Source organism: Paenibacillus soyae (assembly GCF_024623455.1).
Taxonomy (GTDB): Bacteria; Bacillota; Bacilli; order Paenibacillales; family Paenibacillaceae; genus Pristimantibacillus; species Pristimantibacillus soyae.
In genome coordinates this window covers 1-26,987 of the sequence record NZ_JANIPJ010000029.1, presented here as the reverse complement: position 1 = coordinate 26,987, position 26,987 = coordinate 1, and the positions used below count along the sequence as shown (strand labels likewise).

Below are 26,987 nucleotides of genomic sequence, written 5' to 3'. Positions count from 1 at the left end.
GAATGGATAGAGTTAACAATTGGAGTTGAGATAATGACAATTAGCAAAAATGGTGATTTAGAGATGCAAGAGTTTTTAGCCTTTCGGTTAACGAATGAACAACGGCCTTATTTCGGCTTAGATCCGGTGCGTGAAGAGTGGGAAGAGGTTGAAATTAAATCAGGAACGACTGTTTATTTTGATCAAGAGGATGTAATACGAAAAGTAATCAAGTTTGATCCATTCTATCGGTTCCACTATACGGAGTTCGATACGGTCATGGCTACAAGGAATCGTACCACCATTCTACCGAAAACGGAAAAAGGTAAGGAAAAGAAAATTACGCCTACTCATATCATTGCTCCAACCCCATCTGGATGTTCAGTTAGCTTTTGTCTGACAAGCGGAAAGCAAGGTTCTAGCATACATGCGTTTAACCCTAGGAATCATATCAGCCTGCCGATTGATTCGGAGGATAACCTTCATACTCTGGATGAGCTTCGGCATTGGATTACGAATTATATTGAAACCTGTCCGCCAGATTATTTCAATAAAGTGAATCGGATGAGAACAATGCCACATCGAACGATCAAATACAAGCCAGGGGATATTTTCAGATTTGAGATCGATCGCGTGCATTACGGATTTGCTCTAATCATAGGCGAGAAAAACAAAATGTCTCCTTTATTACCTGCTGAACACAGCTGGAACTCTCTGTTGACAGTACCGTTACTCTTTCGATTTTACGAACTAAAGACGACAGTTAAAGATCTATCCATTGAAGAAATTTGCTCTTACCCTTTATTGCGTGCAGAATTTATGTCTGACGGGGATATTATTTGGGGAAGGCATGACATTGTGGGACATAAGCAACTAGAAGATAATGATATTGATTTTCCCATGCACCTGAGTTTCCTAAGAGAAAACCATGGTCCCTACGTACTGCGCTTCTCATGGGGATTCGGCACGGCAATCGCGGACAAGCCCTTAGATGAGGAAGAAGTAAAAACAATTTTAGAGGATATGCCGGAGAGTGATTTCAGCAACTGCGGGGTAGCACTAAGCCCTCCCATGCATGAGTTGTTACAGGTGCTCGATAGTGAGCCTCAATTCGGTGAGTGGAGTGACCTGCTGCACCCGAACAATTTTCGGAAAAGACAAAAGGTTTATGAATGGTTTGGATTTCCGTTAAATCTGGATCTCGATTCGTTTAACCTGCAGCATAATGGCTATACTCGGCGACAATACGTTGACTGGGTAGCTTCAAACTATAAGTTGCTTTAGAGAAGCTTACTGAAACTTGAGCTAATCTTGATTCAACGAATCAGTTATGCAAAGTCCAAAAACGGTAGTCTTCCATATAAGCAATAACTAGGCGGAACTCCGCCATTCAGACGCCAAGCAAAACGAGGCTGCCGGTAAGACGGGCGGCCTCATTGGGCAGATAAAATAGTTATAACGAAAGTCTCCCATAATTAGGGATTTACGTTTGATATAATCATTTCCAATGTAGGAAGTTAAAAATAACTGGTTAGGAGGAAGGCCATGGTAGAGGTTTACGAATTAAAAGAAAAGCCCGAGTATTTCGAGAGAGCTGTACAATTTTTTTGGAATCAGTGGGGTACTGAAAAAAACTTTACTTTTTATCACGATTGTATGCTTCATTCCTTACACACGAATAGTGATTTACCTAGCTTTTATATAGCACTAGAAAACGAATCCATTATCGGTACATACGCTATATTGCGTAATGACTTGATTTCTCGGCAGGATCTATTTCCGTGGCTAGCTTGTTTATACGTATCTCCGGAACAAAGGGGACGGAAAATCGGGTCGCATTTATTGAAGCACGCTCTTCAAGAAACGGAAAAGAAGGGTCACAGCAAGCTGTATCTTTGTACAGATTTAAACGGATATTACGAGAAATACGGCTGGATTCATATGACTAATGCGTTCATCTTTACCGGTGATGAGTCAAAGGTGTATGAATCCCCGCCGCTCAGCTCCCGGTGAATGGAAAGAGCTTGGGAGCTTTATGAACCCGATAAAAAAAGAGGAGCAGATGCCTTGGCAATCTGCTCCTTCCTCTACTTATGCATCTTATTCTCCCAATTGAGTTGCGCCTGGAAGCGATGCTTCTTCTGCTCATCCGGTGACAGAACAAGCGGATTTCCATCGCTTGAAACGAGCACAAGGCGGGATTCTTTATTCCAGCCTACATGTAATCCAAACGTCTCAAGTACAAGCCTCGCCGGGATATAGGTTCGACCGTCCTTAAGGATGGCGGGAGCTTCCAATTTTTGTTCTTTGCCATTGATTAAGGTGGTATCAGAATCAATCGTCAATTCGATTGTTGTGGAATTTTTACTGGCCGTTACCTTCCTAGCGACAGGATCCCAGCTAATCTTAGCCCCTAGCTTCGTCAGCAATTCGCGGAACGGAACAAGCGTATAGCCGTTCTTGATGAAAGGTTCATTCTGTAACTGCAGCAGTTCATTATCCCATACAATCGAGGCAGCATATTCGATTTTACTTTCCGGCGCCGCGTGGATTAACCACTCGCCTGCGGGTGAGAACGGCTTATTGAGCGGCCGATTCAGAAAATCGAGCCATTCGCCTGTATTTGCATCGATTACTGGATGCAGATTTTCCATAAAAAGAGATATTTCCGGTTTAAGTCTCAGCTTGTAAGCGAGCTTTCCGTCTATATATTCCAAGCCTAGATCGTACATCGTCAGCAATCGCTTTTTTACTAGCTCTCTGGAATAGGAGGGATTGATTTTTTCTGTGATTATAGGATTTTCCCATTGATATTCAATAGGAAACTTGCCATCAAACGTCATCACATACCGTTCATGAAGTGCATATACGAGCCTCGGCTGTTCTGGATCATATATAGCCTGCCACTTAAGGAATGGTTCAATGGCATCATAGAATAGTTTGCCTGCTTCATTTAAGCCGATTACATCTGCTTCGCTCACTTTATTTGGAGTATAAGTGCGTTCTTCCCAATCGACGTAAAAGGAATCAACTTCGCCTGTCCAGCGGTCAATCGTTACACCTACCCCATCTGCACCATCGCGGATACCTTCATGAGAACGACTGAAATTGACGCCATGCAGTCGCCCGATATCGAATCGCGTATCGTATTCGTACGCAACGGGATACGGATAGAACATCCAGTTTACATCAAGCTTCCAGTCTTGCTGTTTTATAAATTCGAGTGCGATGTCTTGCGCTTCTACGGTGGATATCTTCATCAAGTCTTCATCAAAAGGATCCTCGCCAACTTTTCCAATGAAATTTGAGCGTAAGCTTTCGCGATACTTTACCACTTTCCCATTTTTAGCATACATGACAACCTGCCCCACATGCAGCGGACTGCCGTTTTCGTCCTTATCATCGGTCCTGAACGTAACGTCCCACTTCTCGCCATCCAGCTTAACAGTAGGCCTTGCGCCTTCGGGGAGGAGATTTAGAGCCTTAGCTCGGTTGATCGCTTGTGTTGCGCTTTCGATTTTTGTTTCGACGGAGTCTTCGGCTTGGGCTGGCACCAGCCCGACGGTCATGATCGCGCCGAAAGCTAGCGTTGCAGCAAGAAGCAGCTTTGCAGTAGTTGCTCTCATTTTGTTCCCACTCCTTCCATAAATGAAAGTATTTATGAAGATATAAACGTGATAAACGAAATAATGTTGCGTTCTCTCTACTAACGAGGATTGAAGTCCATTGCCAATCATAGGAGTCTATGTTGGCTACAGTTGTCTTATAAGTTTTTTTACAGTTTTCGCAACGATTACATTTCTACTAACGTTAATTGTGTATTATGGATGGGGTGTAAGAGGAAAGTGGAAAAAAAACGATTGCTTTATGGTTGTCTGCTTTTGTTCGCAGGAGCTGTGCTTTTAGCATTTTGCTTGATTCCACCAGACCGTTTAACTCAAAACAAAGCGAAAGAGCATAAATCGATGGAGACAACATCCTTCTCTGAAACTCCTTATGTGCATACGCTCGAGGTGCAAACGATGCCGGAGGATATTGTGTTAAAAACGGCTGTTTATAATCAATCTATACTTGCCGATGGTCAAGCTTCTAGTCTTTTTGAGTACAAGGCACGTCTTGATGGCAAAGATGAGACATTACAGTTATACGTTTATAACAAGGGATTAAAAAATTTAAATGTTCGACTAAGTTCTCCGTTAAAGAACAATTGGATCGAAGACTCCGTTCCACCAGGAAGCATCTATGTGAGTGAAATGCAGTGGGGACTCTCGCAAGAAGGCAACTGGAAGATTAAATTCGACAATTCTGATGGTTCTTCTATATCAACTGAATTTGCTTTAATAAAAAGTAAGAAAAGAGGAGACCCATGACATTCGAAATCGGTGAAGCCAACATCGAGTATCGCGACGAAAAACATTACATGGGCATACGAGTACAGACGCCATTTCAAGGGATGTTTGGCGTGGTCGACAAACTACGCAAGGAGCTGTATGCCTGGTTCAAGGTACAGGGGATTCATCCAGAAGGCCCCGCATTCTTGAGATATCATGTCATCGATATGGCCGGAGAGATGGATATTGAATTTGGTATTCAGATGAACAGGACCCTGCCAGGTGACTCGCATGTCACTCCGGGAGTGCTTCAGGCAGGATATTATGCGAACTTGACTTATCGTGGCTCAGGTATGAGAGGAAATAAAGCGCTCATCGAATGGGCCAAAGAAAACGGGATTCGCTGGGATCGCTGGGATGATGCGAAAGGCGATGGATTTCGCTGCCGCTATGAAGCCTACTTGACCAATCCCCAAATTGAGCATCGAAAGTCAAAATGGGAAGTCGATCTGGCAATTAAAATTACAGATGATCACGGTGGGTTAGTTAGGAGGTCAGTATGAAAACCACTATCTATATGGTTAGGCATGCCGAATCACCATATGATGAAGGAAATGAAAGAACTAGAGGCCTTACCGCAAAGGGGAAGGCTGATGTTGAAAAAGTAACGAAGTTGCTCATGGGTGAAGGAATAGACATCATCATTTCCAGTCCATATTCCCGGGCTGTACGAAGTGTTGAGGGATTGGCTCAACACTTAAACTTAGAGATCGAAACCTTTGAAGATCTAAGGGAACGCCATTTTTCTTCAGATGAAATTGTTGATTTAATGTCCAATATTAGGAATAACTTCTACAACCCTGAATATGCCTTGCCAGGCGGCGAATCTAACGCGGATTGTCAGAATAGGTCAATCGCGGTCCTCAAAACCGTATTAAAAGAACACAAAGGGAAGAAAATTGCTATTGGAACGCACGGTCTTGTCATGACTTTGATGATGAATTATTTTGATTCCAATTATGGCTTGGATTTTCTAGACCAATTAAAGAAACCGGATATCTATAAAATGCAATTTGAAGACCTGGAATTAAAAGAAGTAATAAGAATGTGGAATGAATAGATTTCTTGTGAAGCTGCCGGCTCGACCGGCAGCTTCATTGTGTTTATGGGCTGATGAAAATAAAAGTTTCGCAGCTCATGCACCCTGACATAATGTTGTCAGGGTGCATGGATTAGTATAGGTATTGTAAGCAAAACAATCGAACCCATCTCAAGGAGGATGTTCCCATGACAAATGCAAAGCCAGTTAATTCCGAAGCGAGCACAGAAATTCAACCGTTCCATATCTCCGTCACGCAAGATGATCTGAATGACCTTCGGAATCGTTTGTCTCGCACTCGTTGGCCGGAATCGTTAGACGGAGCTGGCTGGAAATATGGAGTTTCGCTCGATTATGTGAAAGAATTAGCGGCTTATTGGGAGAAAGAATATGATTGGCGCAAATACGAAGCTCGTCTGAATGAGTACCCGCAGTTCACTACGAATATTGATGGCGCCAGCATCCATTTTTTGCATGTTCGTTCGCCTGAGCCTGACGCGTTCCCGCTGCTGCTTACCCATGCATGGCCTAGTTCAATTGTTGAGTTCTTGGAGCTCATCGGTCCGCTCAGCGATCCGCGCAGTCATGGCGGCGATCCGGCCCAAGCGTTCCACCTGGTTATTCCTTCTGTTCCTGGGTTCGGCTTCTCGGGACCGGTTCTTGAAGCCGGATGGGATATCGCTCGCATTGCCAGAGCATGGGATGCCCTAATGAAGCGCTTGGGATATACGGAATACGGCTCGCACGGCAGCGATTGCGGCGCGCTTGTGTCCAGAGAGCTTGGCATTCAGAAGCCGGAGGGACTACGCGCTATTCATGTGCTGCAGCTGTTTTCATTCCCTTCCGGGGATCCGGCGGAGATGGCTGACTTAACGGAAGAAGATCAGCGGAAGCTTCAATTTCTGGCTAACTTTCATGAACGGGCGGGTTTTAACTCGATTCAATCCACACGCCCGCAAACGCTCTCCTATGGGCTGGCAGACTCGCCGTCAGGACAGCTTGCTTGGATTGCCGAGTTATTTTGCGGCTTTGGCGACCATGTGGATTTTATCGACCGGGATGCTTTCCTGACCAACGTCACTTTGTATTGGCTGACCAATACGGCGGAATCGTCCGCGCGCTTATATTACGAGAATGCGCATAACAACGGGCAGGAGCCGCAGGGACCGAATACGACTCCAACAGGAGTTGCGATATTCGGAGATGATTTCAAATCGATAAAGCGTTTTGCCGAACGCGACAATACGAACATTGTGCAATGGTCGGAATTTGAACGAGGAACCCACTTCGCGGCAATGGACGCGCCGGATCTTCTAATCCCTGACATCCAGTCTTTCTTCCGAAGATTCCGTTAACCCATGAAAATACTCAGTAACCGCGAGTTGAACCGCGCGCTGCTAGCAAGGCAACTGCTGCTTCGCCGTGTGAATCTCCCCGTCTTGGATGCCATTGAGAAGCTGGTTGGGATGCAGGCGCAATCCTCGCTCGCCCCTTATTACGGTTTGTGGTCGCGTATAGAAGATTTTCGGCATGAAGAACTATCCGGGCTTTTGAAAAATAAGCAGGTTGTACGCATGGCGCTGATGCGTTCTACCTTGCACCTTGTCTCTTCCCGCGACGCATTGCAGCTGCGTCCCTTGCTGCAGCCCGTCATGGACCGCAGCCTGAAGGGAGCCTTTGGCAGGCAGTTAAATGAAATAGATCAAGAAGCGCTTGCTGCTGCCGGAAGGGAGCTGGTTGAGAAGGATCCCATGACGCTTCGTGAAATGGGCATACGACTATGCGAGCTTTGGTCGGGGCTCGATCCGGAGGCGGCAGCGGGAGCGGTTCGGAATAGGGTGCCGTTAGTGCAGATTCCGCCTCGGGGCATATGGGGGGAAAGCGGCCAGGCTGTACATACCTCAGTTGAAGCATGGCTCGGCCAGCCTTTATCCTCATCGCCCGAGCCGGAATGGCTCATTCGGAGTTATTTGTCCGCTTTCGGGCCGGCTACGATCAAGGATATTCAGGTTTGGTCAGGACTTACCAGAATAAATGATGTTATACGAACTCTACTTCCGTATCTGATCACATTCCGAAACGAACGAGGCGAGGTGTTGTACGATCTGCCGGACGCTCCTCGGCCAGAAGCCGATACGCCGTCTGCACCAAGGTTTCTTGGCGAATTCGATAATATGCTGCTGTCCTATGCGGACCGCGGCCGAATCATGGATGAGGTGTACCGGAAACGCGTATTCACATCGAATGGCATCATCCGTGCAACCTTTCTGATCGACGGCTTCGTCGCCGGAACCTGGAAGCTGACGAGCGGGGGGAATAACGCTGAACTGCATATAGAACCTTTTCGCAAGCTTACTCAACAGGAGCAGGACGCTCTGTCCGAGGAAGGGGCTCGTATGCTGCAATTCGCCGTTTCGGATGCAAAGCATAGAAAAGTTGGGTTTTCAAATGTAGAATAAGAGTATAGATGATTGGAGGTCGTTCCATGAAACTGGATCGTTTGCTTGCGATTACCATGACGTTATTGAATCAACCTCGCGTCAGCGCTATTGACCTAGCCAAGCGATTCGAGGTTTCTCTGCGAACGATCTATCGCGACATGGATGCGATTAATCAAGCTGGGATCCCTATTGTGTCTTTCGCCGGATCGGACGGCGGATATGAGATTATGCAGGGCTATCGATTGGAAAAGCAGGTATTATCAATGGAAGATTTCTCGTCCATCTGCTCAGCCTTGCGCGGAGTAAGATCCGCGACGGATCAACTCGAAATCGATCGATTAATAGAACGAATTGGCGCGTTAATGCCGGAGCAGAACACGGCTAGGGACCAGAATATTGTAGATTTCGATTTCAAACCGGCGCCGAACGATAAAGCGCATATGGGGCCATTACGCCAGGCAATCAAAGACCTTCAACACGTTTCATTTACCTACTTGGATAACAAAGGCGCGGAAACCGAACGCAAGCTGGAACCGATGGGTCTTTTCCTCAAAGGATATGTTTGGTATGTATACGGTTATTGTTTAACGCGTTTGGACATCCGCGTATTTCGCTTGTCCCGTATTGGAGAGTTGAAGGTTTTGCCGGAACACTTTGCAAGACGGGATTATACGCTGCAGGATGTCGAGAAACAATTCATGAACAGAACCGATTTCAAAAGAGTGCAAGCGGTATTACTCTTTCAACCGGAGATGAAAACCCGGGTGCGCGATGAGTTCGGTTTCGACCAAGTCCTCGTGAATGCCGACGGAACCTTGTCGCTTATCACCTATTTTTCATCCAAGGAACGAGCGATCCAGAAGATTCTGAGCTATGGCAGCATGGTGAAAGTGCTGGAGCCCCCGGACTTAATTATGAATATGCAGCTTCAAATCCAGAGGATGGTTGAGCTTTACAGGCTATGAACGTGAACGTCAAGGCGTAACAGTCCACTCTGAACATCGTATAGCGAAAAAGATTCAGCCCGATCGATAAGATCGGGCTGATTATGTATCAATTATTCGATAAAAGCTGTTTAAGCTTGGGGATCGTATCATTATCATTTGCCGGTATATTAATCGTGACCGTAAGATGGGGAGAATCAGATACAAGAAACGAAATTTGGTCAAACACAAGTAGTCCGGCCGTCGGGTGATGATTCATTTTCTTTCCTTCGGGTCCATTGAGAACATCGTGCTGTGGCCACCATTCTCTAAATTCCGCGCTTACTTGCTTCAGGTCCTCAATGAGTTCCATCCACCATGGATCACCTGCGAATTTACCGTAGCTGGCGCGAAAATGAGCTAAACGATGCCGGGCGTGCCTTTCCCAGTTTCCTTGAAGCAATTCACGCACGTATGGCGAAGTGAACGTCCGCCAAACCGTATTACGCTCGCGTCTCGACATGGCTCCATAATCCCCATAAATCAAATTTGCAGCCTTGTTCCATGCAACAATATTTAGGCGCTGGTCGGTAACATAGGCTGGACTTGTCTCTTGGAGGTCAAGAAAGTTCTGAAGCGTAGGACTAATGGAATTTTCGACAGGCGTAAGATCGGCAGGCAGCTGCTGAAGTGCCAGTAAAAATAAATGCTTGCGTTCATTCGAATCAAGCTGAAGAGCGCGGGCAATGTTTTCTAGCACTTGAGCCGACACCTGTATGTTTCGCGCTTGCTCTAACCATGTATACCAGTCCACGCTGACGCCCGAGAGCTGCGCCACTTCCGCGCGTCTTAGTCCCGGCGTGCGCCGACGGCCTGCATTCGGCAGACCGGCATGCTCGGGTGAAATACGGGCGCGGCGCGTTCTCAGAAACTGTGCTAGCTCATTAAGCCGCGTATTGCTTGATTGGTCCATCAATTTGCTCCTCCTCTCCTTGCAAGACTTATATCGTAGGAGAATTTCTCCTATGATAAACTCTCATCTTATTCTAGTATCTCATTCATTATACACTTTCAACGAGACGAAACGATGAATACTAAATATTGCAATGGAGGGAACTGACTTTGGAGAAAGCAATGCAGGTAAAGTCCATCGGTAGAGGGAAGCTGGCCAAAGGGCTGTTGCTACTCGGGCTTTCGCTCGGATATTTTATGGTGCTCTTGGATATGACAGTGGTGAGCGTCGCTCTGCCCGCGATTCGCGCCGAGCTGGGTGGGGGGATATCCGGTCTTCAATGGGTGGTTAACGCTTACACAATCGTGTTTGCCGGTTTATTGCTATCAATGGGTGCCTTAGCCGACAGGCTTGGAGCCAAACGTGTCTATACGGTAGGTCTTTTCCTATTTCTCGCAGCATCCGCCATCTCGGCTGCCGTGTCGACGCTAGGCGCGTTTATCGCCCTGCGTGCGATTCTCGGTATAGGAGGCGCAGCTCTAATGCCAGCTTCGCTCACCTTGCTTGCCCATGCTTACCCAGCACCGATTGAACGTGCCCGGGCGCTTGGCATTTGGGCAGCGGTTACCGGGGCAGCAATGGCGGCAGGACCTGTTGTTGGCGGGGTATTAGTGGACTCGTTCGGCTGGCGCAGCATCTTCCTAATCAACGTGCCGCTCGCAGGCATTAGCTTACTCATGACTTTCTTGCTCGTTAGGGAGACGGACCGTAAAACGTGGAAAGGCTTTGACTTGTGGGGCCAAATTACGGCAATTGTCGCCATAACCGCATTGTCATTCGGACTCATGGAGGGGGAGACGTACGGATGGAATTCTCCGGTTATTATCACGGCATTTAGTCTGGCATTGCTATCCGCCATCATATTTTTGATTGTTGAAGCGCACGGCAAGTCACCGTTACTTCCGTTGCGGATATTTAGGAATGCGACCGTATCGGCTGGAATGCTTGCCGGGATGGCGATTAACATCGGCCTGTCGGGAATTCTATTTATATTACCATTATTTTTTCAACAAACGCGGGGATTAACGGCCCACATAGCCGGACTTGCGCTCCTTCCTATGATGATTCCATTAGCCTTCAATCCCATTCTGACCGGTCGGATTGTTGGCAGAATCGGGGCGCGTATACCGATGACAGCCGGCTTTGTCCTAGGTGCAGCGGGTACATTGCTGCTAGTGCGGACGGAAGTGAACACGAGTTATGTCATGACGATGGTTGGATTGCTGTTGATCGGTTTCGGAGTATCCTTTACGATTCCCTCATTGATGGCGGCCGTCATCTCTTCCGTCCCCAAGGAACAGACTGGTTCAGTATCAGGCGCCCTCAATTCTAGCCGCCAGCTTGGAGCGACGCTGGGGGTCGCCATCCTCGGCTCCATTCTGAGCGGCAGCAAATCGTTTATCGCCGGAATGCATATGTCGCTTATCGTTATAACTATTATATTATTCGGCGGCAGTTTACTATCCTACGTGTTTATCGGCAGAAAACAATAACGGTATTTTAACCTAATAGCCTTTTTGTCTCCGAAGGTGTGACTCCCTTAATTTTTTTGTAAAGCTTCGTGAAGTAGTTCAAATTATCGCATCCGACTCGGCTTGCCGTTTCCGTGACCGAGAAGCCTTCGCGTAACAACGTCGCGGCCTTATCGATTCTGAGTCGGTTGAGATAGTCTACGAACGTAAGTCCTGTCGCGGCCTTGAATAGTTTGCAAAAATGATTGGGTGTTAAATTGACGATCCGGGCAGCTTCAGATAACGGCAATTTCTCTCCGATGTGCTCCTGAATATAAAGGATTAAGTGTTTAAACCTCTCCATGCGTTTTTCATAGGAGTCAGAGAAACTGACCTCCTCATCTTGTAAATAGTTGCGCGCGAGAATTGCGAACATCATATAGATTTTAGCCTTCACGATCAACTCGTAGACATGCGCCCTCTCCTCGAATTCGGCAATAATATCATGGAAGATATCACGTATGGGAGCGAGCAGTAAGGAATCATTTATTTTGACCGGGAATCGAAGCTTGCCCTGCAAATATGGATGTAAATAACGACCATGAATAGGGTCGCTAGCAGCACCTTCCAGAAGCGTTCGGTTAAAGACGAGCGCCCAATACTGGATTTCTTCGTTCGAAGCCGCATATCCAACATGAAGGACTCCGCTAGGCACGATTAAAATGTCGCCCGGAGATGCGTCATATTGCTGGCCGTCAATGTGAAAGGTTACATTTCCTGCTGTCACGTATATGAATTCGAAGTGGTCGTGCCAATGCAAATATAACGCGGTTCTGCCAACCTCACCTACTTGACATCGATTTAGAAATAAATTCAATGGATAGTGATTGTCGATAAGATAAGTGTTTTCGCGCAATTCGATGGGATGGGTCATTTATTATTCACCTCTTCTTAATAATCGTAAGATAAGACGATTAAGTCGTAGGATTATATAGAGAAGGACTGTTATCGTGCGGTTATACTCATTTTATCAATTCTATTTTGAATAAGATAGGAGTGTAATCGTATGAATGGGAAGCATGCAGGTATTCGAGTCGGAACGATGGTAGGTGGAGGAGATGCGGCGCGAGTCATTCCGCAAATTAAAGAACATGGCTTCGAATCCTTTAACCTAAGCTTTTGGCAAACCACGGGGAAGCTCGACTTAGCCGAGACGGCGGAGCGAGTGCGAGAGGCAATCGGGGACGATGATATCGTTATTTCTGCTCTAAGCGTTTTTGGAAATCCGCTGACAGGAACCGGCGATAATGCCGACACATTGGCCAGCTGGGAAAGGCTGATCGATCATGCGCATCTATTCGGCGCCAATCTTGTCTCGGGGTTTACGGGAAGACTTACGGGCTTATCCATAGATGAATCTATCCCGCGTTTTGCCGAGGTATTCGGCGAGCTGGCGAGAAGAGCGGCGGACCGGGGCGTACGACTAGCCTTCGAAAATTGCGATATGGGAGGGACATGGCAGTCGGGGGATTGGAATATAGCCCACAACCCATCGGCATGGGAGAGGATGTTCAATGCGGTTCCGGCCGATAATATTGGCCTGGAGTGGGAGCCTTGTCACCAGATGGTCAGTTTAATTGATCCCATTCCGCAGCTGCGCAAGTGGGTGGACAAAGTGTTCCATGTTCATGGCAAGGACGCTTCTATAGCTTGGGATCTTGTTCGGGAGAACGGCATACATGGTCCTGGTCAGTTTGTGTGGCATCGTACGCCTGGCTTTGGCGACACGAATTGGACGGATGTTATTACCATCTTGCGACAGGCGGGTTATCAAGGAACGATAGATATCGAAGGATGGCACGACCCTGTATATAAAGGCGAGCTGGAAATGACCGGGCAAGTCCATGCTTTGCATTATCTTAAACGATGCCGCGGCGGCGATTATATTCCTAATCCGAAATAATACAATTCGAAAAAGGAGGTTTCGTACAAATGAGGGAGTTTACTATCGTTGTCGCAGGCTGCGGCGGCATGGCGAACGCTTGGGTGAAGGATGCATTGCAGCGATCCAATGCGACGATCGTTGGATTGGTCGATATCAAGCTGGAATTCGCTCAAGCGATGGCTGAACGACATGGTTTGAATTGCAAATTATATACGGATCTCGCTGAAGCAATAAAGGATACGGGCGCTAATCTGGTGTATGACGTCACCATTCCGGCCAGCCATTTCCATATCTGTTCGACTGCCATGCGTTTAGGCGCAGATGTGTTCGGCGAGAAGCCGATGGCCGAATCCATGGAAGAAGCTCGCGAACTTGTAGCCTTATCAGAGAATACAGGCCGTACTTACACCGTTATGCAGAACAGGCGTTTTAACGCGCCGATAAGGGCTCTGCGGGGCGTAATCAAGGAAGGTAAAATTGGCAAGGTGGGTTATATTGGAGCTGATTTTTTCCTTGCTCCGCACTTTGGCGGGTTCAGAGACATGATGGATAGTCCGCTCATTCTTGATATGGCGATCCATACTTTTGATCAGGCTCGGTATTTGACGGGAGCCGACCCTGTTTCCGTCTATTGTCATGAATTTAATCCTCAGGGGTCATGGTATGCGGGCAACGCAAGCGCCATCTGTATATTCGAGATGTCAGACGGCTCGGTGTTCTCCTATCGCGGCTCTTGGAGCGCCGAGGGCAAGCCAACTTCATGGGATGCCGAGTGGCGCGTTAATGGAGATAAAGGAACTGCGCTATGGGATGGGGCCGACAATCTGCACGCAGAGGTTGTAGCGCCAGGCGATCAGAACGGGAAGTTTATTCGTGATTATACTCCTTTGGACATTGCGAGGAGCTGGACAGGCAGATCGGGCCATGAAGGCTGCTTCGATGAAATGTATTCGGCTTTGATTGAAGGCAGGACAGCAGAGACGGATTGCCGGGATAACATTAAAAGCATGGCGATGGTTTATGGCGCCATCCATAGCGCGAGAGAAGGACGAAAGATTGATTTGCGCAACTATTATTGAGAAATCCTATATCGAGGCCATTCAAAGATGAGCGACCGCGTCTAGATGTAGGATTTATCGCCAAATAGAATTTCCGTTTTCGAAGGCTCGAAAACTTATAAATTCTATTGTGGAAAAAAGTATGACCCTAACAATGACAGCGCATTGTTGGGGTCATACTTTGCATGGCGGCCTCAGAGCAAAATTTATGATGAATTAATTGCCTCGAATCTGGCTCCACATGGTGACCATATCGATCCAGCCCCGATGCTCGGCGATCCTGCCATCCACGACTCGATATTGACGGTAAAGCGTCACATCAATCGTATTGCCCGTGGGCGCGGTCCCAAAGAACACGCCTTGATGTGTCCCTCTCACAGTCATTCTAACGAGCACCTTTTCCCCTTGGCCGATGATCTCTTCAACGGTGTAGCGTTTATCGGGAAATGCTTCTAAGATCGTTGCGGCGAATCGTTTCAGTCCTTCCTTCGATTGATAAGAAAGCTCTCGGTAATCGTCGGACAGAAATCGATCGACAGAGTCGAATTCACTCTGATTCCAAAATGATTCGATAAATTGGTTTACCGTTTCCACATTGTTTTGCTCCAGCGTCTTCATTCCGAACAACTCCTTATGAATGGATGATGAGACATTGACTTAATTGGCCTGAATTTGTGGTAAAAGCGTAGCCGTATCGAACCAGCCGCGATGCTCGACGATGTTCCCTTCCATAACGCGGAATTCTCGGAACTGTGTAGCCTTCACGACCTTGCCCGTAGGTGCATTTCCTGCAAAATGGCCTTCATGCACGGCCGTCATGAAGATTCTAGCGATGACTTTTTCCCCTTGAGCCAGTATGTCGTCCACGGCAAATTGCCGATCCGTAAAGGCCTCCGTTATTTGCGCGGCAAAAAATTGATCGGTTCTCTCCAACAGGCACCGATTCTTACCATCCTCGATAAACGCAGTCACCGCTTCCGCATTTTTTTGTTCCGTCGTTTTCATGCAACACATCTCCTCTTTAACGATTTTTGTCGGTGTAGATGGATATGGATGCCGCCGGCTGACAAACAGATCCGTTTGTGATAATATGTGACTATTGAGTCACTTGTTGTGGTTTTATAATACGTTACTATTTGGTAACGTGTCAAGTGCATGCAAAGCTCTTTTTTTGTAAAAGTTGGGGAGGCGGTGTTTAGAATGGAGAATGACATATTCAAAGCGCTTTCGGATCCCAGCCGCCGCATGCTTTTAGATTTGCTTCACGCTTCTGACGGACGGACGCTGATTGATCTCTGCGAACCGCTGGATATGTCCCGATTCGGCGTGATGAAGCATCTAAAAATATTGGAGGAAGCTGGGCTTATTACCACGAGAAAAGTAGGCCGTGAGAAGCTGCATTATTTGAATTCGGTACCCATCCGGCAGATCTATGAACGATGGGTGAGCAAATACGCCGAACCATGGGCGACGGGATTAACATCCCTTCAAAACGAATTGGAGCGTGATACAAGGATGGAAATAAAGCCTTCTCGTGTGAACCGGATAGCGATCAAAGCAACGCCTGAACAAGTGTGGCAAGCACTCACGGATCCGATCAAAACGTCGAAATTTTGGTTCAATTGCGCCATTCGCTCCTCCTGGAAGGTGGATGAACCATTTGAGCTGTGGAACGGAGAGGAGAAGAAAGCGGAAGGGATCATTCTCGAGCTGGAGCCTCCGAACAAACTTGTGATGAGCTGGCGGTTTCTTGCGGTTCCGGGTACGGAGGGGGACACCCCGTCACGCATAACGTGGGAGATCGGCTCGCATGCCGAGCTTCAAGACGTAACCCTCGTAACCGTGGTGCATGATGAGTTTGAACAGGCGGCGAGCACGGCGAAGATTCTTGAGAACGGGCTGCCAATCGTGCTTTCCGGAATGAAGACGTTGCTTGAAACCGGCGAGATGCTCGCTAGCAGCAAATTTAATTAAGGAGCGTGAACAATAGATGACCTATGAAGAAATTATGCAGGCATTAGCTGGCATGGGCAGTGAACAGACGAAAAACACTTATATTCGCCATGGCGCGAAAGAGCCATTCTTTGGCGTCAAAATCGGGGACATGAAGAAGCTTGTTAAGCATGTGAAAAAAGATCAAGCTCTCGCTCTGCAGCTGTATAAATCCGGCAACTACGATGCGATGTACCTGGCAGGACTTAGCGTCAATCCGAAGACGATCACCAAAGAACAGCTGCAGCATTGGGTGGCGGGAGCCAACTGGCATTCACCCGCCGAATATACGGTTGCGAGAGTGGCCGCGGAAAGTCCTTACGCGCGCGAATTGGCGGTGGAGTGGATGGAATCGCCGGAGGAACTGGTCGCTGTAAGCGGATGGAGCACGTATGCGAATTATGTATCGGTTGCGCCGGACGAAGCGCTCGACATGGAGGAGATACGCGGTTATTTGACCAGAGTGCGCGACACCATCCACAGCGAACGCAACTGGGTCCGCTATGTGATGAATTCTTTCGTTATTTCGGTAGGCACATACGTTGAGGCATTAACGGAGGAAGCGAAGACAGTCGCAGAGACGGTTGGCAGCGTACAGGTGGATGTCGGCAATACGGCGTGCAAAGTGCCGCTTGCAATGGATTATATCAACAAGATCGAGGCGATGGGCAAAATCGGCAGCAAGAAAAAGACCTGCATTTGTTAACCCAACTGAAAGCTGCCTGATTGTAGCACTCACAATGCGTCCTTTAGAAACCGAAAAACTACATAAAGCTGTGTAAAATCCGAGGTGAGCAACACGCAATTTTCAAAACATCTAGAAAAACTACATCAGGGAGGAAGATGGGACATGGTTGTAATAGATGCGGTAGTAGGTGCAGGTAAGAGTACACTGATGAATATTCTGGTCAAAGAGAGAGGCTTTACACCGTTTCAGGAACCAGTAGTAGACAATCCGCTTCTGGACAAGTTCTACTATGACCGTGAGCGATATAGTTTTAGTCTGCAGATCTTTTTTCTGAATCAACGTTTCCGGCATATTAAAGAAGCTTCGCAGACCCGGAATGCGGTCTTGGATCGTTCGATTTACGGGGATCTGATCTTTGCGCGGATGCTTCACAACAGCGGTGAAATGACGACCGAGGAGTTCAATCTGTATATCGACTTGTTCGAGAACATGATTGAACACTGCAAAGCTCCAAAGCTGATGGTATACCTGGAGTTGTCGGTAGATAGCGCAATCGAGCGCATCAAAAAGCGTGGCCGGGACTATGAGCAGATCGTGGAACGCGGCTATTGGGAAAAGCTGAACGAGTATTATACCGAATATTTTGAGCAATACCATTCATCGCCTATTCTAAAAATCAACGTTGATGGCATTGATTTTGATAACAACGAAGAAGATCGCAATTATGTTCTTGCCCTAATAGACGCAAAGCTGGCGGAGCTGGAATAATTCTTTCGACAGACTGCCGGCGCTACGTTAAGCAATCGGCAGTCTTGTAGAATAATGTTGCTCTTATAATCAGTGCCTCATCTACCCCAACGACCGAGTGGAAAGCTCCGTTACACTTCGAATGAAAGACTGCAATTCGCTTATGAAAAGTTCTGCAGCTTGCCCCATAAATTTATCCGTTCGATACAAGATGCAAATATCCTGGCTTGGTGTAGGATTGAGCAGCGTTACGGCTGAAATGTTATCGCGTTTCAGGTAATCAAGCAACAGTCGCGGAAGAATGGCCGCTCCGATCCCTTGTTCGACTAAGGACAGAAGCGTCGATAACGTAGAGGTTTCTATGGGGTTGTCTATTGAAATCCCTTTTTCTTTGCAACAAGATAGGATGACCTTCGTAATCTGATGCTCCGGACTGAACATGACCATTTTTAGCTGCTGTAATTGTTCAAAGGAGATCGCCTTTGACTTCGCAAAGGGGTGATCGGAATGGATGGCCAAAGCAAACTCCTCGTGGAACAAATGGATGATCGAGATGCGATGATCAGGATTCTCAGGCACAATGGTAACTCCAAGATCCCTTGTGCCGTTGACAACTTGTTCATACACGTCGACGGACTCCGTAACACGTATGGAAAGCTTGGGATGTCTTCGGTGGAAATCAATCAACAGTGCATCAAAAAGTAAATCTCCGTCTCCAGGAAGAATCCCGATGTCGAGCCTGGCGCCTTCCATTCGCTTCAGATCCGTAATCGATCCCTTTATATAGTCGATCCGTTCGAAGATGATATGGCTTTGTTCCAGCAAGATTTTACCCGCATCCGTTAAAGCGATCCGTTTGCCTATGCGATCGAACAGAGGCATCCCGAGCTCGTTCTCCAAAAACTTGATCTGCTGACTCACGTTCGACTGTGTCGTGCATAGATTCTCGGCAGCCCTTGAGAAATGCATTTCCTTACAGACGGCGGCAAAATACTCAAGCTGTCTTAATTCCACTCTTCACTCCCCCTTTAAATAAGTGGTCCCCGTTCATCATTATAAAGGGTAATCCCGTAAATCCGAACCCCCATTTAATCATTACTAAAACCGATCATTTGAATCGGAATCTCGTGATTGTTGCCATGTAGTGAGAAAGGTACACTTTGGATATGAAAGCAAAACACTTACAGCAACTTAATTTGGAGGCGGTATACAATGGGTAAATCGATTATTACTACCGGAAAAGTTCTGCGTCAGATCGTCATTGGGCAGCTACAGGGCGTTTCGGAGGATAAATTCGATATTCAGCCGAAAGGCTTCAACAACACGATTCGTTGGAATGTGGGTCATATGGTGTATTGGATGGATAAATATCTCACACTATCTTTTGGATTCCCATGCGCAATTTCTCCTCAATATGAAGTTCTGTTTGGTTCGGGAACAAAACCTGCGGATTGGACGGTTGCACCGCTTTCGAAGGAAGAGTTGACCGAGATGTTAATGGCACAGCTATCCCGTCTCTCCGAGCTGACGCCCGAAACGCTGGACATCAATCTGCAATCGCCGTTTATTATGGGCCCGTTCGAATTCACTACCTCCGGGGAGTTGTTCAACTTCGCGCTGATGCACGAAGCCATACACCTTGGCATCATTTCGGGCCAGCTTAAAGCGATGCAATAAGCTTTAGCATGAACAAACACTAAAAAGGAGAACGATGCGATATGAAACCGAATGAAATTTTGCAGCAGTATTTTCAAAGTTTAATCGATGTTGATAAAGCCCTTAGTTATGTGCACCAAGATGCTACGTTTATCGCGGCATTCGAGAAGGAGACGGACAGACATTACTTTTATGGAACCTATCATGGGATAGAGGGCGTAAGGACGCTATTGTCTAAATTCCAGACAGATCTCATTACCCAAGAATTCGTGATCCATAAGATCCTTGCTGATAAAACCACTGCTATGGCTTGGGGAAGGTTTAAACATCGGATTCGGCCTACAGGTAAAATTTTTGAAAGCTATTGGGCGGTGGTTTGCGAAGTGGAAGACGGCAAGATTAAGTATTTTCGGGGCTTTGAAGATACAGGCGCCTTGGAGGCTTCTTTTAGAGAGGATTGATTGTTTCTCGAGAGCGTATTCCACGAGGCTGTCGCATTCGTACGGCCGCCTCGTTACGGGAGACGATAGTTGAATAAATGAACAAGAGAGGGTGCCGGTGTCGATAGGCAGCCTCCTTACGTTAACTGGCAATTTAGCACAACCAACATGACGTGCTGAGCGTCTTAAGTAGGAATAAGTAACAAAAGATATCTTTTGAATGTTACGTTAACTGGGAACGTTACGGCAGCTGGCTTCACATTCGGTTGCCGTTGTGCGTTGAAGTAACGGGAGTTTAATTTAATGGGAAATATACGATAATCACTGAGCTTTGATGTATCAACTTCGCTTGTTGTGCATGGCATAGAAGATTTCGAGATGGATGATTTAGATATTATGATTCAGTGGGATTGCTTTGAAACTGCCCAATCAATTCATTTTTATCGTCGACATACGAAGAACCCCCATCTTATTGAATTAATTGATAATTACATTATCACTAAGGTATGACTGGGTTATTTACGCTATAGGGGAACGATAGCTCAATAAAGACATGAAGACAGCCGATCTGCGCGATAGGCTGTCTTTGTTGAACTCCCTCGGGAGGTTAATTCGAATAACCAGGCAGGTTATTTGGGGAATATATTGAATCCTATTTGTAAATTGGAACAAATTGGAGGGCCTTCATCGATGAATATGGATGAAAAACTACTTAATTATTACCTTGAACTTAAAAGTCCTGAAGCTGGAGAATGGAATTCATCCCCACAATGCATACATACAGAATTGATAACAAGGGATTTCGTAAGAAAAACTTTTTCAGTTACTGATGGAATTCAGGTATGTAATGTTGGGATTGGAACAGGAGATTGGGATGATTACCTTGGATATTGGCTAAAAGGCAAAGGGAACATAACAAGTATTGATATTAACAACGAAATATGCGAAATATTCGCTTACAGACAACAACGGGAAGGTCATCCTAATCCCTCTAAAGTGTTGTGTAAAAGTATTTTCGATTCTGACCTACCAAAAGAAAACTTTGATATTGTGACCTTAATAGGCTCTGCAATTAACGAGACTGGTGACTTCAAGAAGTGTTTAGATTCGTGTTTAAGCTTATTAAACCCTGATGGATACCTTATGTTTATGGCTAACTTAAAATACTCTTCGTTAGAAATGTTAGAAGAATACCTGAAACAAACGAATTATCAGTTAGAAGAAAAAAACTTGTACAATGCTTTTCCTGAGTACCCTTTCTTCATATGTAAAATCAAAAAATGATTGAGCGGAGAACGATCGCTCAACGATCACAGAGAACATGCAGCCTTCCGCATAAGGAGCGGCTTCAAAAGAACTTAAATATACTAATCTGATCTAAGTCGACATTAACCAGACAGTAATTCGAATGCGATCATGGTTGTCGCAGCTGACAAAGGAGAGCGAACCAATGAAAAAGTACATACTCTTTGATCATGATGGTGTTCTGGTTGATACTGAATTCTGGTATTACAAAGCGGGAGAACGCGCTCTGGCTGACATTGGATTTACCTTGGATAAAGAACAATACCTCCACGACATGACCCAGTCATTGGGCACTTGGGCCCAAGCAAAGGCTGCAGGTATTGATGAACAAACTATCAGCAAGCAGCGTGAGGTCCGCAATGCCTATTATCAGGATTATCTAAGAACAGAAGCCATAGAGATTGAAGGCGTAGTTGAAACTCTAGCCGAACTGTCAAAGTACGTCCGCATGGCCATCGTGACGACTGCAAAGCGTGCGGATTTTCAACTTATTCATGAAAATCGCCAGATTACACAATTCATGGAATTCGTCCTTGTACGTGAAGATTACGATCGTACCAAGCCGCACCCGGAACCATACTTGACCGGCCTAAAGCGGTTCGGAGCAACCAAAGAAGAGACCTTGGTTGTAGAGGATTCAAACAGAGGGTTGAACTCAGCCGTTGCGGCTGGTATCGATTGTGCGATTGTCCATAACGACTTCACAAATACACATGACTTCTCACAGGCCAGCTATCGGATCAAGACTTTGATCGAACTAAAAGACATTATCCTGAAAGTAACCTGAGAGAGCATTCGCCAGCGCGTCCCGTACTCGACTGGATTAAGCTCGAATGGGAGTCGATAGCACCATGACATGACGGCAGCCGACAGCCGTTTTCTTGTGGAAGGGTAAATGAAACTTAACCTTGCACCGCTCCGAATTCCTATTGCTTGGAAGTCTGACTTTATTTCCTGGCCCGGACGATACTCCATCATTAAGCTAAAGAGCGGCGTGGCGGCCAACCAACTAAGTAGTTGCTTACTCTCAATTGTTGGAAGGAAAGTTCATTTCTTTCGCGAATTCATTAGACATACCGAAGTTTCGTATCTCATAAAATCTATTTGTTCATAGAAAGGTGATTTAGCCATGAATCAAAGACCGTCAGAAGAAGAATACGCCGGGAACGTCGGCGAGTATATCCGGTTAGTGCCGGAAGGCAACATCATCGACATTCTGGTCGCCCAGGAAAAGCAGATGTCCGAGCTGTTGGCATCGTTGAGCGAAAGCCAGAGCGCCTATCGGTATGCGGAAGGAAAATGGACGCTGAAAGAAGTCGTGGGCCACATCGCAGACAGTGAGCGCGTCATGACCTACCGCCTTCTCCGATTTGCAAGAGGTGATCAGACGCCTCTGCCCGGTTTCGATCAGGAATTGTTCATTCCTCCTTTCGGAAGCTGGACAACCGCGCAATTGGCAGAAGACTACCGGGCCGTACGGCAATCGACGATCACGCTGCTGTGCGGGTTGCCGACGGAGGCGTGGTCCCGCAAGGGTATAGCCAACAATGCAAGCATTACGGTTCGCGCCCTCGCTCACGGCATCGCAGGACACGAGCTTCATCACATGGAGGTCATCCGAAATCGTTATTTGAGTTAGTCGTTCTTTCGTTATGGCACTTGTTCGTGTGATAGACATGGTTCAATAAAAACAGCGACCGCCAAGGACTTTGTTTCTCGTCCCTAGCAGTCGCTGTTTGCATTTCGGCGGTCAGTCTAATTCTTTACTTTACCAACTTTCCTTTGCAACCCTTATCATTCTGCTCCTACCCCAGAACGGAATGAATGAACTTCTCGAGCGAAGCCGCATCCGTCATGTTGCTATTGCACGTATGGCCGTCCGCGCATACATAATGGCCTACCGATTTGTAATAATCGGAGGAAGCCTGCGCAGGGCGCTTCTTCGTGACGGCCGAGTATAGCACCAGCTCCTCGTAGCGGTTGCAGGCGAAGCAGTAGCTCTTCTTGTTCGTTGCCGTGAACCGTCCTTCAATACCCAGGAATTGTTCGCCGTTATGATAGACGATGAACTTCTTGCCTGTGGCAATATCGTTCCAGCTCAAGTAGGTGAGATAACGCCAATCGAAGTCCGACAGGTTGGGAAGCTTCAGCTTCTTATTCTTGGGAAACAGCTTCCGAATCTGCCCCTCGGTCAGGGCGGGGAACGGAATCAGGTACGGCTCGAGCGATTGCAGATAAGAATGAAGCTCTTCAGCCGTTCTAAGCTCGGTAATGGCTTCCAGCAGCGTTCGGTTCTCGGTGCTTAAGTCTTGGAACAGCTCCTTCACTTTAAGCTCGGCCCCGCAGCGAACGGAGTCCACGATCTTGGGATCCCCGACCGACCGAAGAGCGCGAAGAACGGACTCGGCCTGCTTTCTAATTTCATTATATTGATAGTTTCTAATAAACGGTTGGCACATACAACTCAGCCCCTTATATAAATTGGATAAGCCAATTAAGGTGCAAAGCCCGCTATTAGAAACGATAAATGCTTATTCCGGCGATTAGCGCCCGATCCATGCAAAGTATCGCCTCCATCTCAGGCTTTGCATGAGGCTGTGCCAATCCGGCAATCTCGAATTGCCACGAGTACCACCTCCGAGTTTTCAGATCCTTCTATTATAATCGCGACCGCGGAAAAAGGAAACGGGAAGCGTCGAAGCCTCCCTAGTTGGCGCCGTTCTTCGCATGCTGCTTCGGCGTAATCCCGTACGTTCGCTTGAACATCCGGATAAAATAACTGGTGTCCATGCCCAGCTTCTCGGCGACGCGATCGACCGTAATGCCCGGATAGTCCTCGAACAGCTGCAGAGAGCGCCTCATTCTCAGCTGAAGGATGTATTGCTGGGGAGTGACGCCGTAGTTCGCGACGAACAGCCGGTGGAAATGCTGCACCGAATACCCGGCGGCTCTTGCGACGTTGGACAGCAGCAGCCTTTCGTCATAGTGGTCGTGGATGAGACGGACGGCCGATTGCAGAGCCGGGTTCGGCTGGTCCGCCGGATACACCTTCTTTGACGTTCGGCTTACCGGGTGCTGCCCTTCCATGAAGGTGAGCAGCATGTCGTACATGCGGCGGGAAGCTTCATACGCTTGCTCGCTGCCTTGATTAATTACATGCCAGATCGCTTCGAGCTGATGCCATAGCTGATCGAAGTTGGGAGCCTCCACGGCATTCAGCGCTAAATCGCCCAATTGTGCCATTAGCGCGTCCGCCGCGCCGCCCTGGAACGCAACGAATCCGAGATCCCATACGTCCTCCGACTCGTCTGGCCGGTAATGATGCCCCGAATGGGCCGGCAGCAAAAAAGCCATTCGCCGCGTAAGCGTGAATTCCCGGCCATCGTCGAAACGGAACGTTCCTTTGCCGCGGCGCGTCAGGAACAGCTGGTGGGCGGGATATCCGTTCTGCCGTCGGTCAATTTCCTTCTGCTCGTGACTGCCTACGCAGAACACATACAGCGGGAGGGGTTTCTCTATATTGGCATGTTCGGCTAGCAGGAAAGGCATCATACAAGAGTTCACCCCATGTCCATGTTAAGATCGGACGATTTATTGGTCATTCTGTTCTATGATTATAATCGTATTTTCGTCTATGATCAAAAGTAGAATAAGCGAATATGACGATTAAGAGGTGCAAATAAACGATGACACTCAAACATGCTCCAATCAGCGCAAAGCTGCCCGTTCTCATGCACGGAGCCGACTACAACCCCGACCAATGGCTGCATGACCCGAAGGTGCTCGAGGAAGACATCAGGCTAATGAAGCTCGCCGGCTGCAACGTGATGGCGATCGGCATCTTCTCTTGGGCCGCTATCGAACCAACAGAAGGACAATTCCGCTTCGATTGGCTGGATCAATTGCTGGAGCGGTTCCAGCAGAACGGCATTTACGCCTGGCTCGCCACGCCGAGCGGCGCGCGGCCAGCTTGGCTGTCCGCCAAGTACCCGGAGGTGCTGCGCGTCGAGAAAAACCGCGTCCGCAACCTTCACGGGATGAGACATAACCACTGCTACACGTCCCCGGCTTACCGCGAGAAGACGTCGATCATCAACGGCAAGCTGGCCGAGCGTTACGCTCATCATCCGGCCGTGCTGGGCTGGCATATCTCGAACGAATTCGGCGGGGACTGCCACTGCGACCTATGCCAAGATGCATTCCGAGCATGGCTTCAGAACAAATACGGATCGCTCGAAGCTCTGAACAAGGCTTGGTGGACAAGCTTCTGGGCGCATACCTACACCGATTGGAGCCAAGTGGAGTCTCCGGCGCCGCACGGGGAAAATATGGTGCATGGCCAAAATCTGGACTGGCGCCGGTTCGTGACGGATCAGACAATCGACTTCTGCAAGCACGAGATCGATTCGGTGAAGGGGGCCAATCCCGACCTGCCAGCTACGACGAATATGCATATGATCGAAGGACTCGATTACCGCAAGTTTGCGGACGTGCTGGATTTCATCTCATGGGATGCCTATCCGACCTGGCACCAAGGCAACGACGATATCGAGCTCGGAGCCTCAATCGCTTTCTACCATGACTTGTACCGTTCGATCATGCGCAAGCCGTTCCTGCTGATGGAGAGCACGCCGAGCCTCACGAACTGGCAGCCGGTCAGCAAGCTGAAGCAGCCTGGCATGCATCGCCTTTCTTCGCTGCAAGCGATCGCTCACGGCTCGGATTCGGTGCAATACTTCCAATGGCGCAAAAGCCGGGGCTCGAGCGAGAAATTCCACGGGGCGGTCGTGGACCATGCCGGTCACGAGCATACGCGCGTGTTCAAGGACGTCGCCGAATTAGGACAAACGTTGGCGGATATCTCGGAGATTACCGGCACGTCGACGCCTGCGGAGACGGCGATTCTATTCGATTGGGATAATCGTTGGGCGGTGAAGGACGCTCAGGGACCTCGCAATATGGGAATCCACTACGAAGAGACGGTGCTGAAGCATCATCGCGCGTTCTGGGAGCAAGGGGTGCCGACGGACGTCATCGGCAGCGAAGACGACTTTGGACCGTACAAGCTCATTGTCGCGCCGATGCTGTACTTGTGCCGCGAAGAAACGGGGCGCAAGCTCGAGCGATTCGTGGAGAACGGCGGCACGTTGGTCGCGACGTATTGGTCGGGCATTGTGGACGAGCATGACCTCTGCCATCTCGGAGGCTTCCCGGGACCGCTGCGCAAGACGCTCGGCATCTGGGCTGAAGAAATCGAAGGCCTGTACGATGAAGACCGCAACGGACTGGCGCTGCTGCCAGACAATGCGCTCGGACTGTCCGGCACGTTCGAAGCCCATGAAATTTGCGAGCTGATCCATGCGGAGCAGGCCGAGGTGCTCGGCACGTATACGGACAGCTTCTACGCGGGACGTCCGGCACTGACCGTTAACAAGCTTGGCCAAGGCAAAGCGTATTACATGGCAGCCCGCCATAAAGAAGACTTCTTGCTCGCGTTCTATACTTCCATTGTGAACGAAGCGGGAATCGCGCGGGCGCTTGAGACGGAGCTTCCTTCCGGCGTTACGGCCGCGCTTCGAACGGATGGAGAATCGGATTACGTATTCCTCATGAATTTCAGCGGCGAAGCGAAGCAAGTGAAGCTGGACGAGCAGAGCTACACGGATGTAGAGACCGGCGAGATGGCGGAAACGGTTGTCGGCCTTCCGGTGAGCGGCATATCGGTTCTGAAACGCAAAGCGATTCGAAAATAATGAAGGAAGAAAGAGCAGCATGCATGTGCTGCTCTTTCGTTTTTTGTACGCCCAGCATGGGCGTCATCTCTAGGGTGAAAGTCCCGAACGGGGGCTGGCGAACGCCTACCGTTAGCCAAGAGCAAGGGTGTCCGTCGCGAGGCGGAATCTGAAGGAAGCTGGAGGCA

28 protein-coding genes are annotated in these 26,987 nt (G+C 48.1%); 20 read left to right on the top strand and 8 right to left on the bottom strand.

All coding sequences use genetic code 11. The annotated features are described in order from the left end of the window. Positions 1-33: 33 nt before the first annotated feature. Both NQZ67_RS27185 and NQZ67_RS27180 read left to right on the top strand, forming a co-directional pair. Positions 34-1,263: an immunity 26/phosphotriesterase HocA family protein gene (locus NQZ67_RS27185; RefSeq protein WP_257452169.1), complete on the top strand. Its 1,230-nt coding sequence runs from the start codon at positions 34-36 to the stop codon at positions 1,261-1,263. A 261-nt stretch (positions 1,264-1,524) separates the two neighbouring features. Next, positions 1,525-1,992 (top strand): GNAT family N-acetyltransferase, encoded by a 468-nt coding sequence (locus NQZ67_RS27180; protein WP_257452167.1) that lies wholly within the window; start codon positions 1,525-1,527, stop codon positions 1,990-1,992. A gap of 74 nt (positions 1,993-2,066) precedes the next feature. Here the strand turns inward: NQZ67_RS27180 and NQZ67_RS27175 are convergent, their stop codons facing one another. Then, positions 2,067-3,605, bottom strand: a complete 1,539-nt coding sequence (locus tag NQZ67_RS27175; protein WP_257452165.1) for a copper amine oxidase N-terminal domain-containing protein — start codon at positions 3,603-3,605, stop codon at positions 2,067-2,069. A gap of 219 nt (positions 3,606-3,824) precedes the next feature. On the opposite strand from NQZ67_RS27175, the gene NQZ67_RS27170 reads away from it, so the two are divergent. The 6 genes from NQZ67_RS27170 (at position 3,825) to NQZ67_RS27145 (ending at position 8,815) form a co-directional block, all read left to right on the top strand. Next, entirely contained in the window at positions 3,825-4,349 is a 525-nt protein-coding gene (locus NQZ67_RS27170) for a hypothetical protein (protein ID WP_257452163.1), read from the top strand. Continuing rightward, entirely contained in the window at positions 4,346-4,873 is a 528-nt protein-coding gene (locus NQZ67_RS27165) for a GyrI-like domain-containing protein (protein ID WP_257452162.1), read from the top strand. Before NQZ67_RS27170 ends, NQZ67_RS27165 begins: the two co-directional genes overlap by 4 nt. After that, the gene (locus NQZ67_RS27160; protein WP_257452159.1) at positions 4,870-5,430 is read left to right on the top strand and encodes a histidine phosphatase family protein; all 561 of its coding nucleotides are present in this window, start codon (positions 4,870-4,872) and stop codon (positions 5,428-5,430) included. Before NQZ67_RS27165 ends, NQZ67_RS27160 begins: the two co-directional genes overlap by 4 nt. 167 nt (positions 5,431-5,597) lie before the next feature. Beyond that, a complete protein-coding gene (locus NQZ67_RS27155) occupies positions 5,598-6,764 on the top strand; it encodes an epoxide hydrolase family protein (RefSeq protein ID WP_257452157.1) in 1,167 nt (388 codons plus the stop codon). 3 nt (positions 6,765-6,767) lie between these two features. Then, positions 6,768-7,868 (top strand): winged helix DNA-binding domain-containing protein, encoded by a 1,101-nt coding sequence (locus NQZ67_RS27150; RefSeq protein ID WP_257452155.1) that lies wholly within the window; start codon positions 6,768-6,770, stop codon positions 7,866-7,868. Between the two features lie 26 nt (positions 7,869-7,894). Then, positions 7,895-8,815, top strand: a complete 921-nt coding sequence (locus NQZ67_RS27145; RefSeq protein WP_257452153.1) for a helix-turn-helix transcriptional regulator — start codon at positions 7,895-7,897, stop codon at positions 8,813-8,815. 88 nt (positions 8,816-8,903) lie between these two features. Here the strand turns inward: NQZ67_RS27145 and NQZ67_RS27140 are convergent, their stop codons facing one another. Continuing rightward, on the bottom strand, positions 8,904-9,746 hold the full coding sequence (locus NQZ67_RS27140) for a helix-turn-helix transcriptional regulator (RefSeq protein ID WP_257452152.1): 843 nt from the start codon (positions 9,744-9,746) through the stop codon (positions 8,904-8,906). Positions 9,747-9,895: 149 nt separating this feature from the next. Between NQZ67_RS27140 and NQZ67_RS27135 the strand changes: the two genes are divergently transcribed. After that, the gene (locus tag NQZ67_RS27135) at positions 9,896-11,278 is read left to right on the top strand and encodes an MFS transporter (protein ID WP_257452150.1); all 1,383 of its coding nucleotides are present in this window, start codon (positions 9,896-9,898) and stop codon (positions 11,276-11,278) included. A gap of 7 nt (positions 11,279-11,285) precedes the next feature. Here NQZ67_RS27135 and NQZ67_RS27130 read toward each other — a convergent pair whose 3' ends face one another. Beyond that, on the bottom strand, positions 11,286-12,170 hold the full coding sequence (locus tag NQZ67_RS27130) for an AraC family transcriptional regulator (RefSeq protein ID WP_257452149.1): 885 nt from the start codon (positions 12,168-12,170) through the stop codon (positions 11,286-11,288). Positions 12,171-12,302: 132 nt separating this feature from the next. Here NQZ67_RS27130 and NQZ67_RS27125 point away from each other — a divergent pair, with 132 nt between their 5' ends. Continuing rightward, positions 12,303-13,199 (top strand): sugar phosphate isomerase/epimerase family protein, encoded by an 897-nt coding sequence (locus NQZ67_RS27125; protein ID WP_257452147.1) that lies wholly within the window; start codon positions 12,303-12,305, stop codon positions 13,197-13,199. A gap of 29 nt (positions 13,200-13,228) precedes the next feature. Next, the gene (locus NQZ67_RS27120; protein WP_257452145.1) at positions 13,229-14,260 is read left to right on the top strand and encodes a Gfo/Idh/MocA family protein; all 1,032 of its coding nucleotides are present in this window, start codon (positions 13,229-13,231) and stop codon (positions 14,258-14,260) included. Between the two features lie 195 nt (positions 14,261-14,455). Here the strand turns inward: NQZ67_RS27120 and NQZ67_RS27115 are convergent, their stop codons facing one another. Together NQZ67_RS27115 and NQZ67_RS27110 are read right to left on the bottom strand one after the other, a co-directional pair. Further along, positions 14,456-14,857, bottom strand: a complete 402-nt coding sequence (locus NQZ67_RS27115) for an ester cyclase (protein ID WP_257452142.1) — start codon at positions 14,855-14,857, stop codon at positions 14,456-14,458. Positions 14,858-14,896: 39 nt separating this feature from the next. Further along, complete coding sequence (locus NQZ67_RS27110) at positions 14,897-15,244, bottom strand: ester cyclase (RefSeq protein WP_257452141.1); 348 nt, start codon at positions 15,242-15,244, stop codon at positions 14,897-14,899. A gap of 195 nt (positions 15,245-15,439) precedes the next feature. On the opposite strand from NQZ67_RS27110, the gene NQZ67_RS27105 reads away from it, so the two are divergent. The 3 genes from NQZ67_RS27105 (at position 15,440) to NQZ67_RS27095 (ending at position 17,687) form a co-directional block, all read left to right on the top strand. Continuing rightward, complete coding sequence (locus NQZ67_RS27105) at positions 15,440-16,213, top strand: ArsR/SmtB family transcription factor (protein ID WP_257452140.1); 774 nt, start codon at positions 15,440-15,442, stop codon at positions 16,211-16,213. Between the two features lie 16 nt (positions 16,214-16,229). Next, positions 16,230-16,937, top strand: a complete 708-nt coding sequence (locus NQZ67_RS27100) for a DNA alkylation repair protein (RefSeq protein WP_257452139.1) — start codon at positions 16,230-16,232, stop codon at positions 16,935-16,937. Positions 16,938-17,081: 144 nt separating this feature from the next. Beyond that, positions 17,082-17,687 (top strand): deoxynucleoside kinase, encoded by a 606-nt coding sequence (locus tag NQZ67_RS27095; RefSeq protein WP_257452137.1) that lies wholly within the window; start codon positions 17,082-17,084, stop codon positions 17,685-17,687. Between the two features lie 81 nt (positions 17,688-17,768). Here the strand turns inward: NQZ67_RS27095 and NQZ67_RS27090 are convergent, their stop codons facing one another. Next, the gene (locus NQZ67_RS27090) at positions 17,769-18,680 is read right to left on the bottom strand and encodes a LysR family transcriptional regulator (RefSeq protein WP_257452136.1); all 912 of its coding nucleotides are present in this window, start codon (positions 18,678-18,680) and stop codon (positions 17,769-17,771) included. 198 nt (positions 18,681-18,878) lie between these two features. On the opposite strand from NQZ67_RS27090, the gene NQZ67_RS27085 reads away from it, so the two are divergent. From NQZ67_RS27085 to NQZ67_RS27065, 5 genes are all read left to right on the top strand, one after another. Beyond that, complete coding sequence (locus tag NQZ67_RS27085) at positions 18,879-19,343, top strand: DinB family protein (RefSeq protein ID WP_257452135.1); 465 nt, start codon at positions 18,879-18,881, stop codon at positions 19,341-19,343. Between the two features lie 41 nt (positions 19,344-19,384). Next, a complete protein-coding gene (locus NQZ67_RS27080; protein ID WP_257452134.1) occupies positions 19,385-19,783 on the top strand; it encodes a nuclear transport factor 2 family protein in 399 nt (132 codons plus the stop codon). Between the two features lie 669 nt (positions 19,784-20,452). Next, on the top strand, positions 20,453-21,046 hold the full coding sequence (locus tag NQZ67_RS27075; protein ID WP_257452133.1) for a class I SAM-dependent methyltransferase: 594 nt from the start codon (positions 20,453-20,455) through the stop codon (positions 21,044-21,046). Positions 21,047-21,212: 166 nt separating this feature from the next. Further along, positions 21,213-21,854 (top strand): HAD family hydrolase, encoded by a 642-nt coding sequence (locus tag NQZ67_RS27070; RefSeq protein ID WP_257452132.1) that lies wholly within the window; start codon positions 21,213-21,215, stop codon positions 21,852-21,854. Positions 21,855-22,196: 342 nt separating this feature from the next. Next, positions 22,197-22,706: a DinB family protein gene (locus NQZ67_RS27065; RefSeq protein ID WP_257452130.1), complete on the top strand. Its 510-nt coding sequence runs from the start codon at positions 22,197-22,199 to the stop codon at positions 22,704-22,706. Between the two features lie 166 nt (positions 22,707-22,872). On the opposite strand, the gene NQZ67_RS27060 is transcribed toward NQZ67_RS27065, so the two are convergent. Both NQZ67_RS27060 and NQZ67_RS27055 read right to left on the bottom strand, forming a co-directional pair. Continuing rightward, the gene (locus tag NQZ67_RS27060) at positions 22,873-23,526 is read right to left on the bottom strand and encodes a FusB/FusC family EF-G-binding protein (protein ID WP_257452127.1); all 654 of its coding nucleotides are present in this window, start codon (positions 23,524-23,526) and stop codon (positions 22,873-22,875) included. Positions 23,527-23,773: 247 nt separating this feature from the next. Continuing rightward, a complete protein-coding gene (locus NQZ67_RS27055) occupies positions 23,774-24,619 on the bottom strand; it encodes a helix-turn-helix transcriptional regulator (RefSeq protein WP_257452125.1) in 846 nt (281 codons plus the stop codon). 134 nt (positions 24,620-24,753) lie between these two features. Between NQZ67_RS27055 and NQZ67_RS27050 the strand changes: the two genes are divergently transcribed. Then, positions 24,754-26,820 carry a beta-galactosidase gene (locus NQZ67_RS27050; protein ID WP_257452124.1) on the top strand — a complete coding sequence of 689 codons (2,067 nt, stop codon included), beginning with the start codon at positions 24,754-24,756 and terminating at the stop codon, positions 26,818-26,820. Positions 26,821-26,987: the final 167 nt, after the last annotated feature.

Coding starts and splice junctions, on each gene's coding strand:
- NQZ67_RS27160 (WP_257452159.1), top strand. CDS start 4,870: ATGAAAACCACTATCTATATGGTTAGGCATGCCGAATCACCATATGAT.
- NQZ67_RS27070 (WP_257452132.1), top strand. CDS start 21,213: ATGAAAAAGTACATACTCTTTGATCATGATGGTGTTCTGGTTGATACT.
- NQZ67_RS27185 (WP_257452169.1), top strand. CDS start 34: ATGACAATTAGCAAAAATGGTGATTTAGAGATGCAAGAGTTTTTAGCC.
- NQZ67_RS27180 (WP_257452167.1), top strand. CDS start 1,525: ATGGTAGAGGTTTACGAATTAAAAGAAAAGCCCGAGTATTTCGAGAGA.
- NQZ67_RS27145 (WP_257452153.1), top strand. CDS start 7,895: ATGAAACTGGATCGTTTGCTTGCGATTACCATGACGTTATTGAATCAA.
- NQZ67_RS27050 (WP_257452124.1), top strand. CDS start 24,754: ATGACACTCAAACATGCTCCAATCAGCGCAAAGCTGCCCGTTCTCATG.
- NQZ67_RS27100 (WP_257452139.1), top strand. CDS start 16,230: ATGACCTATGAAGAAATTATGCAGGCATTAGCTGGCATGGGCAGTGAA.
- NQZ67_RS27150 (WP_257452155.1), top strand. CDS start 6,768: ATGAAAATACTCAGTAACCGCGAGTTGAACCGCGCGCTGCTAGCAAGG.
- NQZ67_RS27075 (WP_257452133.1), top strand. CDS start 20,453: ATGAATATGGATGAAAAACTACTTAATTATTACCTTGAACTTAAAAGT.
- NQZ67_RS27155 (WP_257452157.1), top strand. CDS start 5,598: ATGACAAATGCAAAGCCAGTTAATTCCGAAGCGAGCACAGAAATTCAA.
- NQZ67_RS27080 (WP_257452134.1), top strand. CDS start 19,385: ATGAAACCGAATGAAATTTTGCAGCAGTATTTTCAAAGTTTAATCGAT.
- NQZ67_RS27055 (WP_257452125.1), bottom strand. CDS start 24,619: ATGATGCCTTTCCTGCTAGCCGAACATGCCAATATAGAGAAACCCCTC.
- NQZ67_RS27095 (WP_257452137.1), top strand. CDS start 17,082: ATGGTTGTAATAGATGCGGTAGTAGGTGCAGGTAAGAGTACACTGATG.
- NQZ67_RS27125 (WP_257452147.1), top strand. CDS start 12,303: ATGAATGGGAAGCATGCAGGTATTCGAGTCGGAACGATGGTAGGTGGA.
- NQZ67_RS27175 (WP_257452165.1), bottom strand. CDS start 3,605: ATGAGAGCAACTACTGCAAAGCTGCTTCTTGCTGCAACGCTAGCTTTC.
- NQZ67_RS27105 (WP_257452140.1), top strand. CDS start 15,440: ATGGAGAATGACATATTCAAAGCGCTTTCGGATCCCAGCCGCCGCATG.
- NQZ67_RS27120 (WP_257452145.1), top strand. CDS start 13,229: ATGAGGGAGTTTACTATCGTTGTCGCAGGCTGCGGCGGCATGGCGAAC.
- NQZ67_RS27115 (WP_257452142.1), bottom strand. CDS start 14,857: ATGAAGACGCTGGAGCAAAACAATGTGGAAACGGTAAACCAATTTATC.
- NQZ67_RS27085 (WP_257452135.1), top strand. CDS start 18,879: ATGGGTAAATCGATTATTACTACCGGAAAAGTTCTGCGTCAGATCGTC.
- NQZ67_RS27130 (WP_257452149.1), bottom strand. CDS start 12,170: ATGACCCATCCCATCGAATTGCGCGAAAACACTTATCTTATCGACAAT.
- NQZ67_RS27110 (WP_257452141.1), bottom strand. CDS start 15,244: ATGAAAACGACGGAACAAAAAAATGCGGAAGCGGTGACTGCGTTTATC.
- NQZ67_RS27165 (WP_257452162.1), top strand. CDS start 4,346: ATGACATTCGAAATCGGTGAAGCCAACATCGAGTATCGCGACGAAAAA.
- NQZ67_RS27060 (WP_257452127.1), bottom strand. CDS start 23,526: ATGTGCCAACCGTTTATTAGAAACTATCAATATAATGAAATTAGAAAG.
- NQZ67_RS27065 (WP_257452130.1), top strand. CDS start 22,197: ATGAATCAAAGACCGTCAGAAGAAGAATACGCCGGGAACGTCGGCGAG.
- NQZ67_RS27140 (WP_257452152.1), bottom strand. CDS start 9,746: ATGGACCAATCAAGCAATACGCGGCTTAATGAGCTAGCACAGTTTCTG.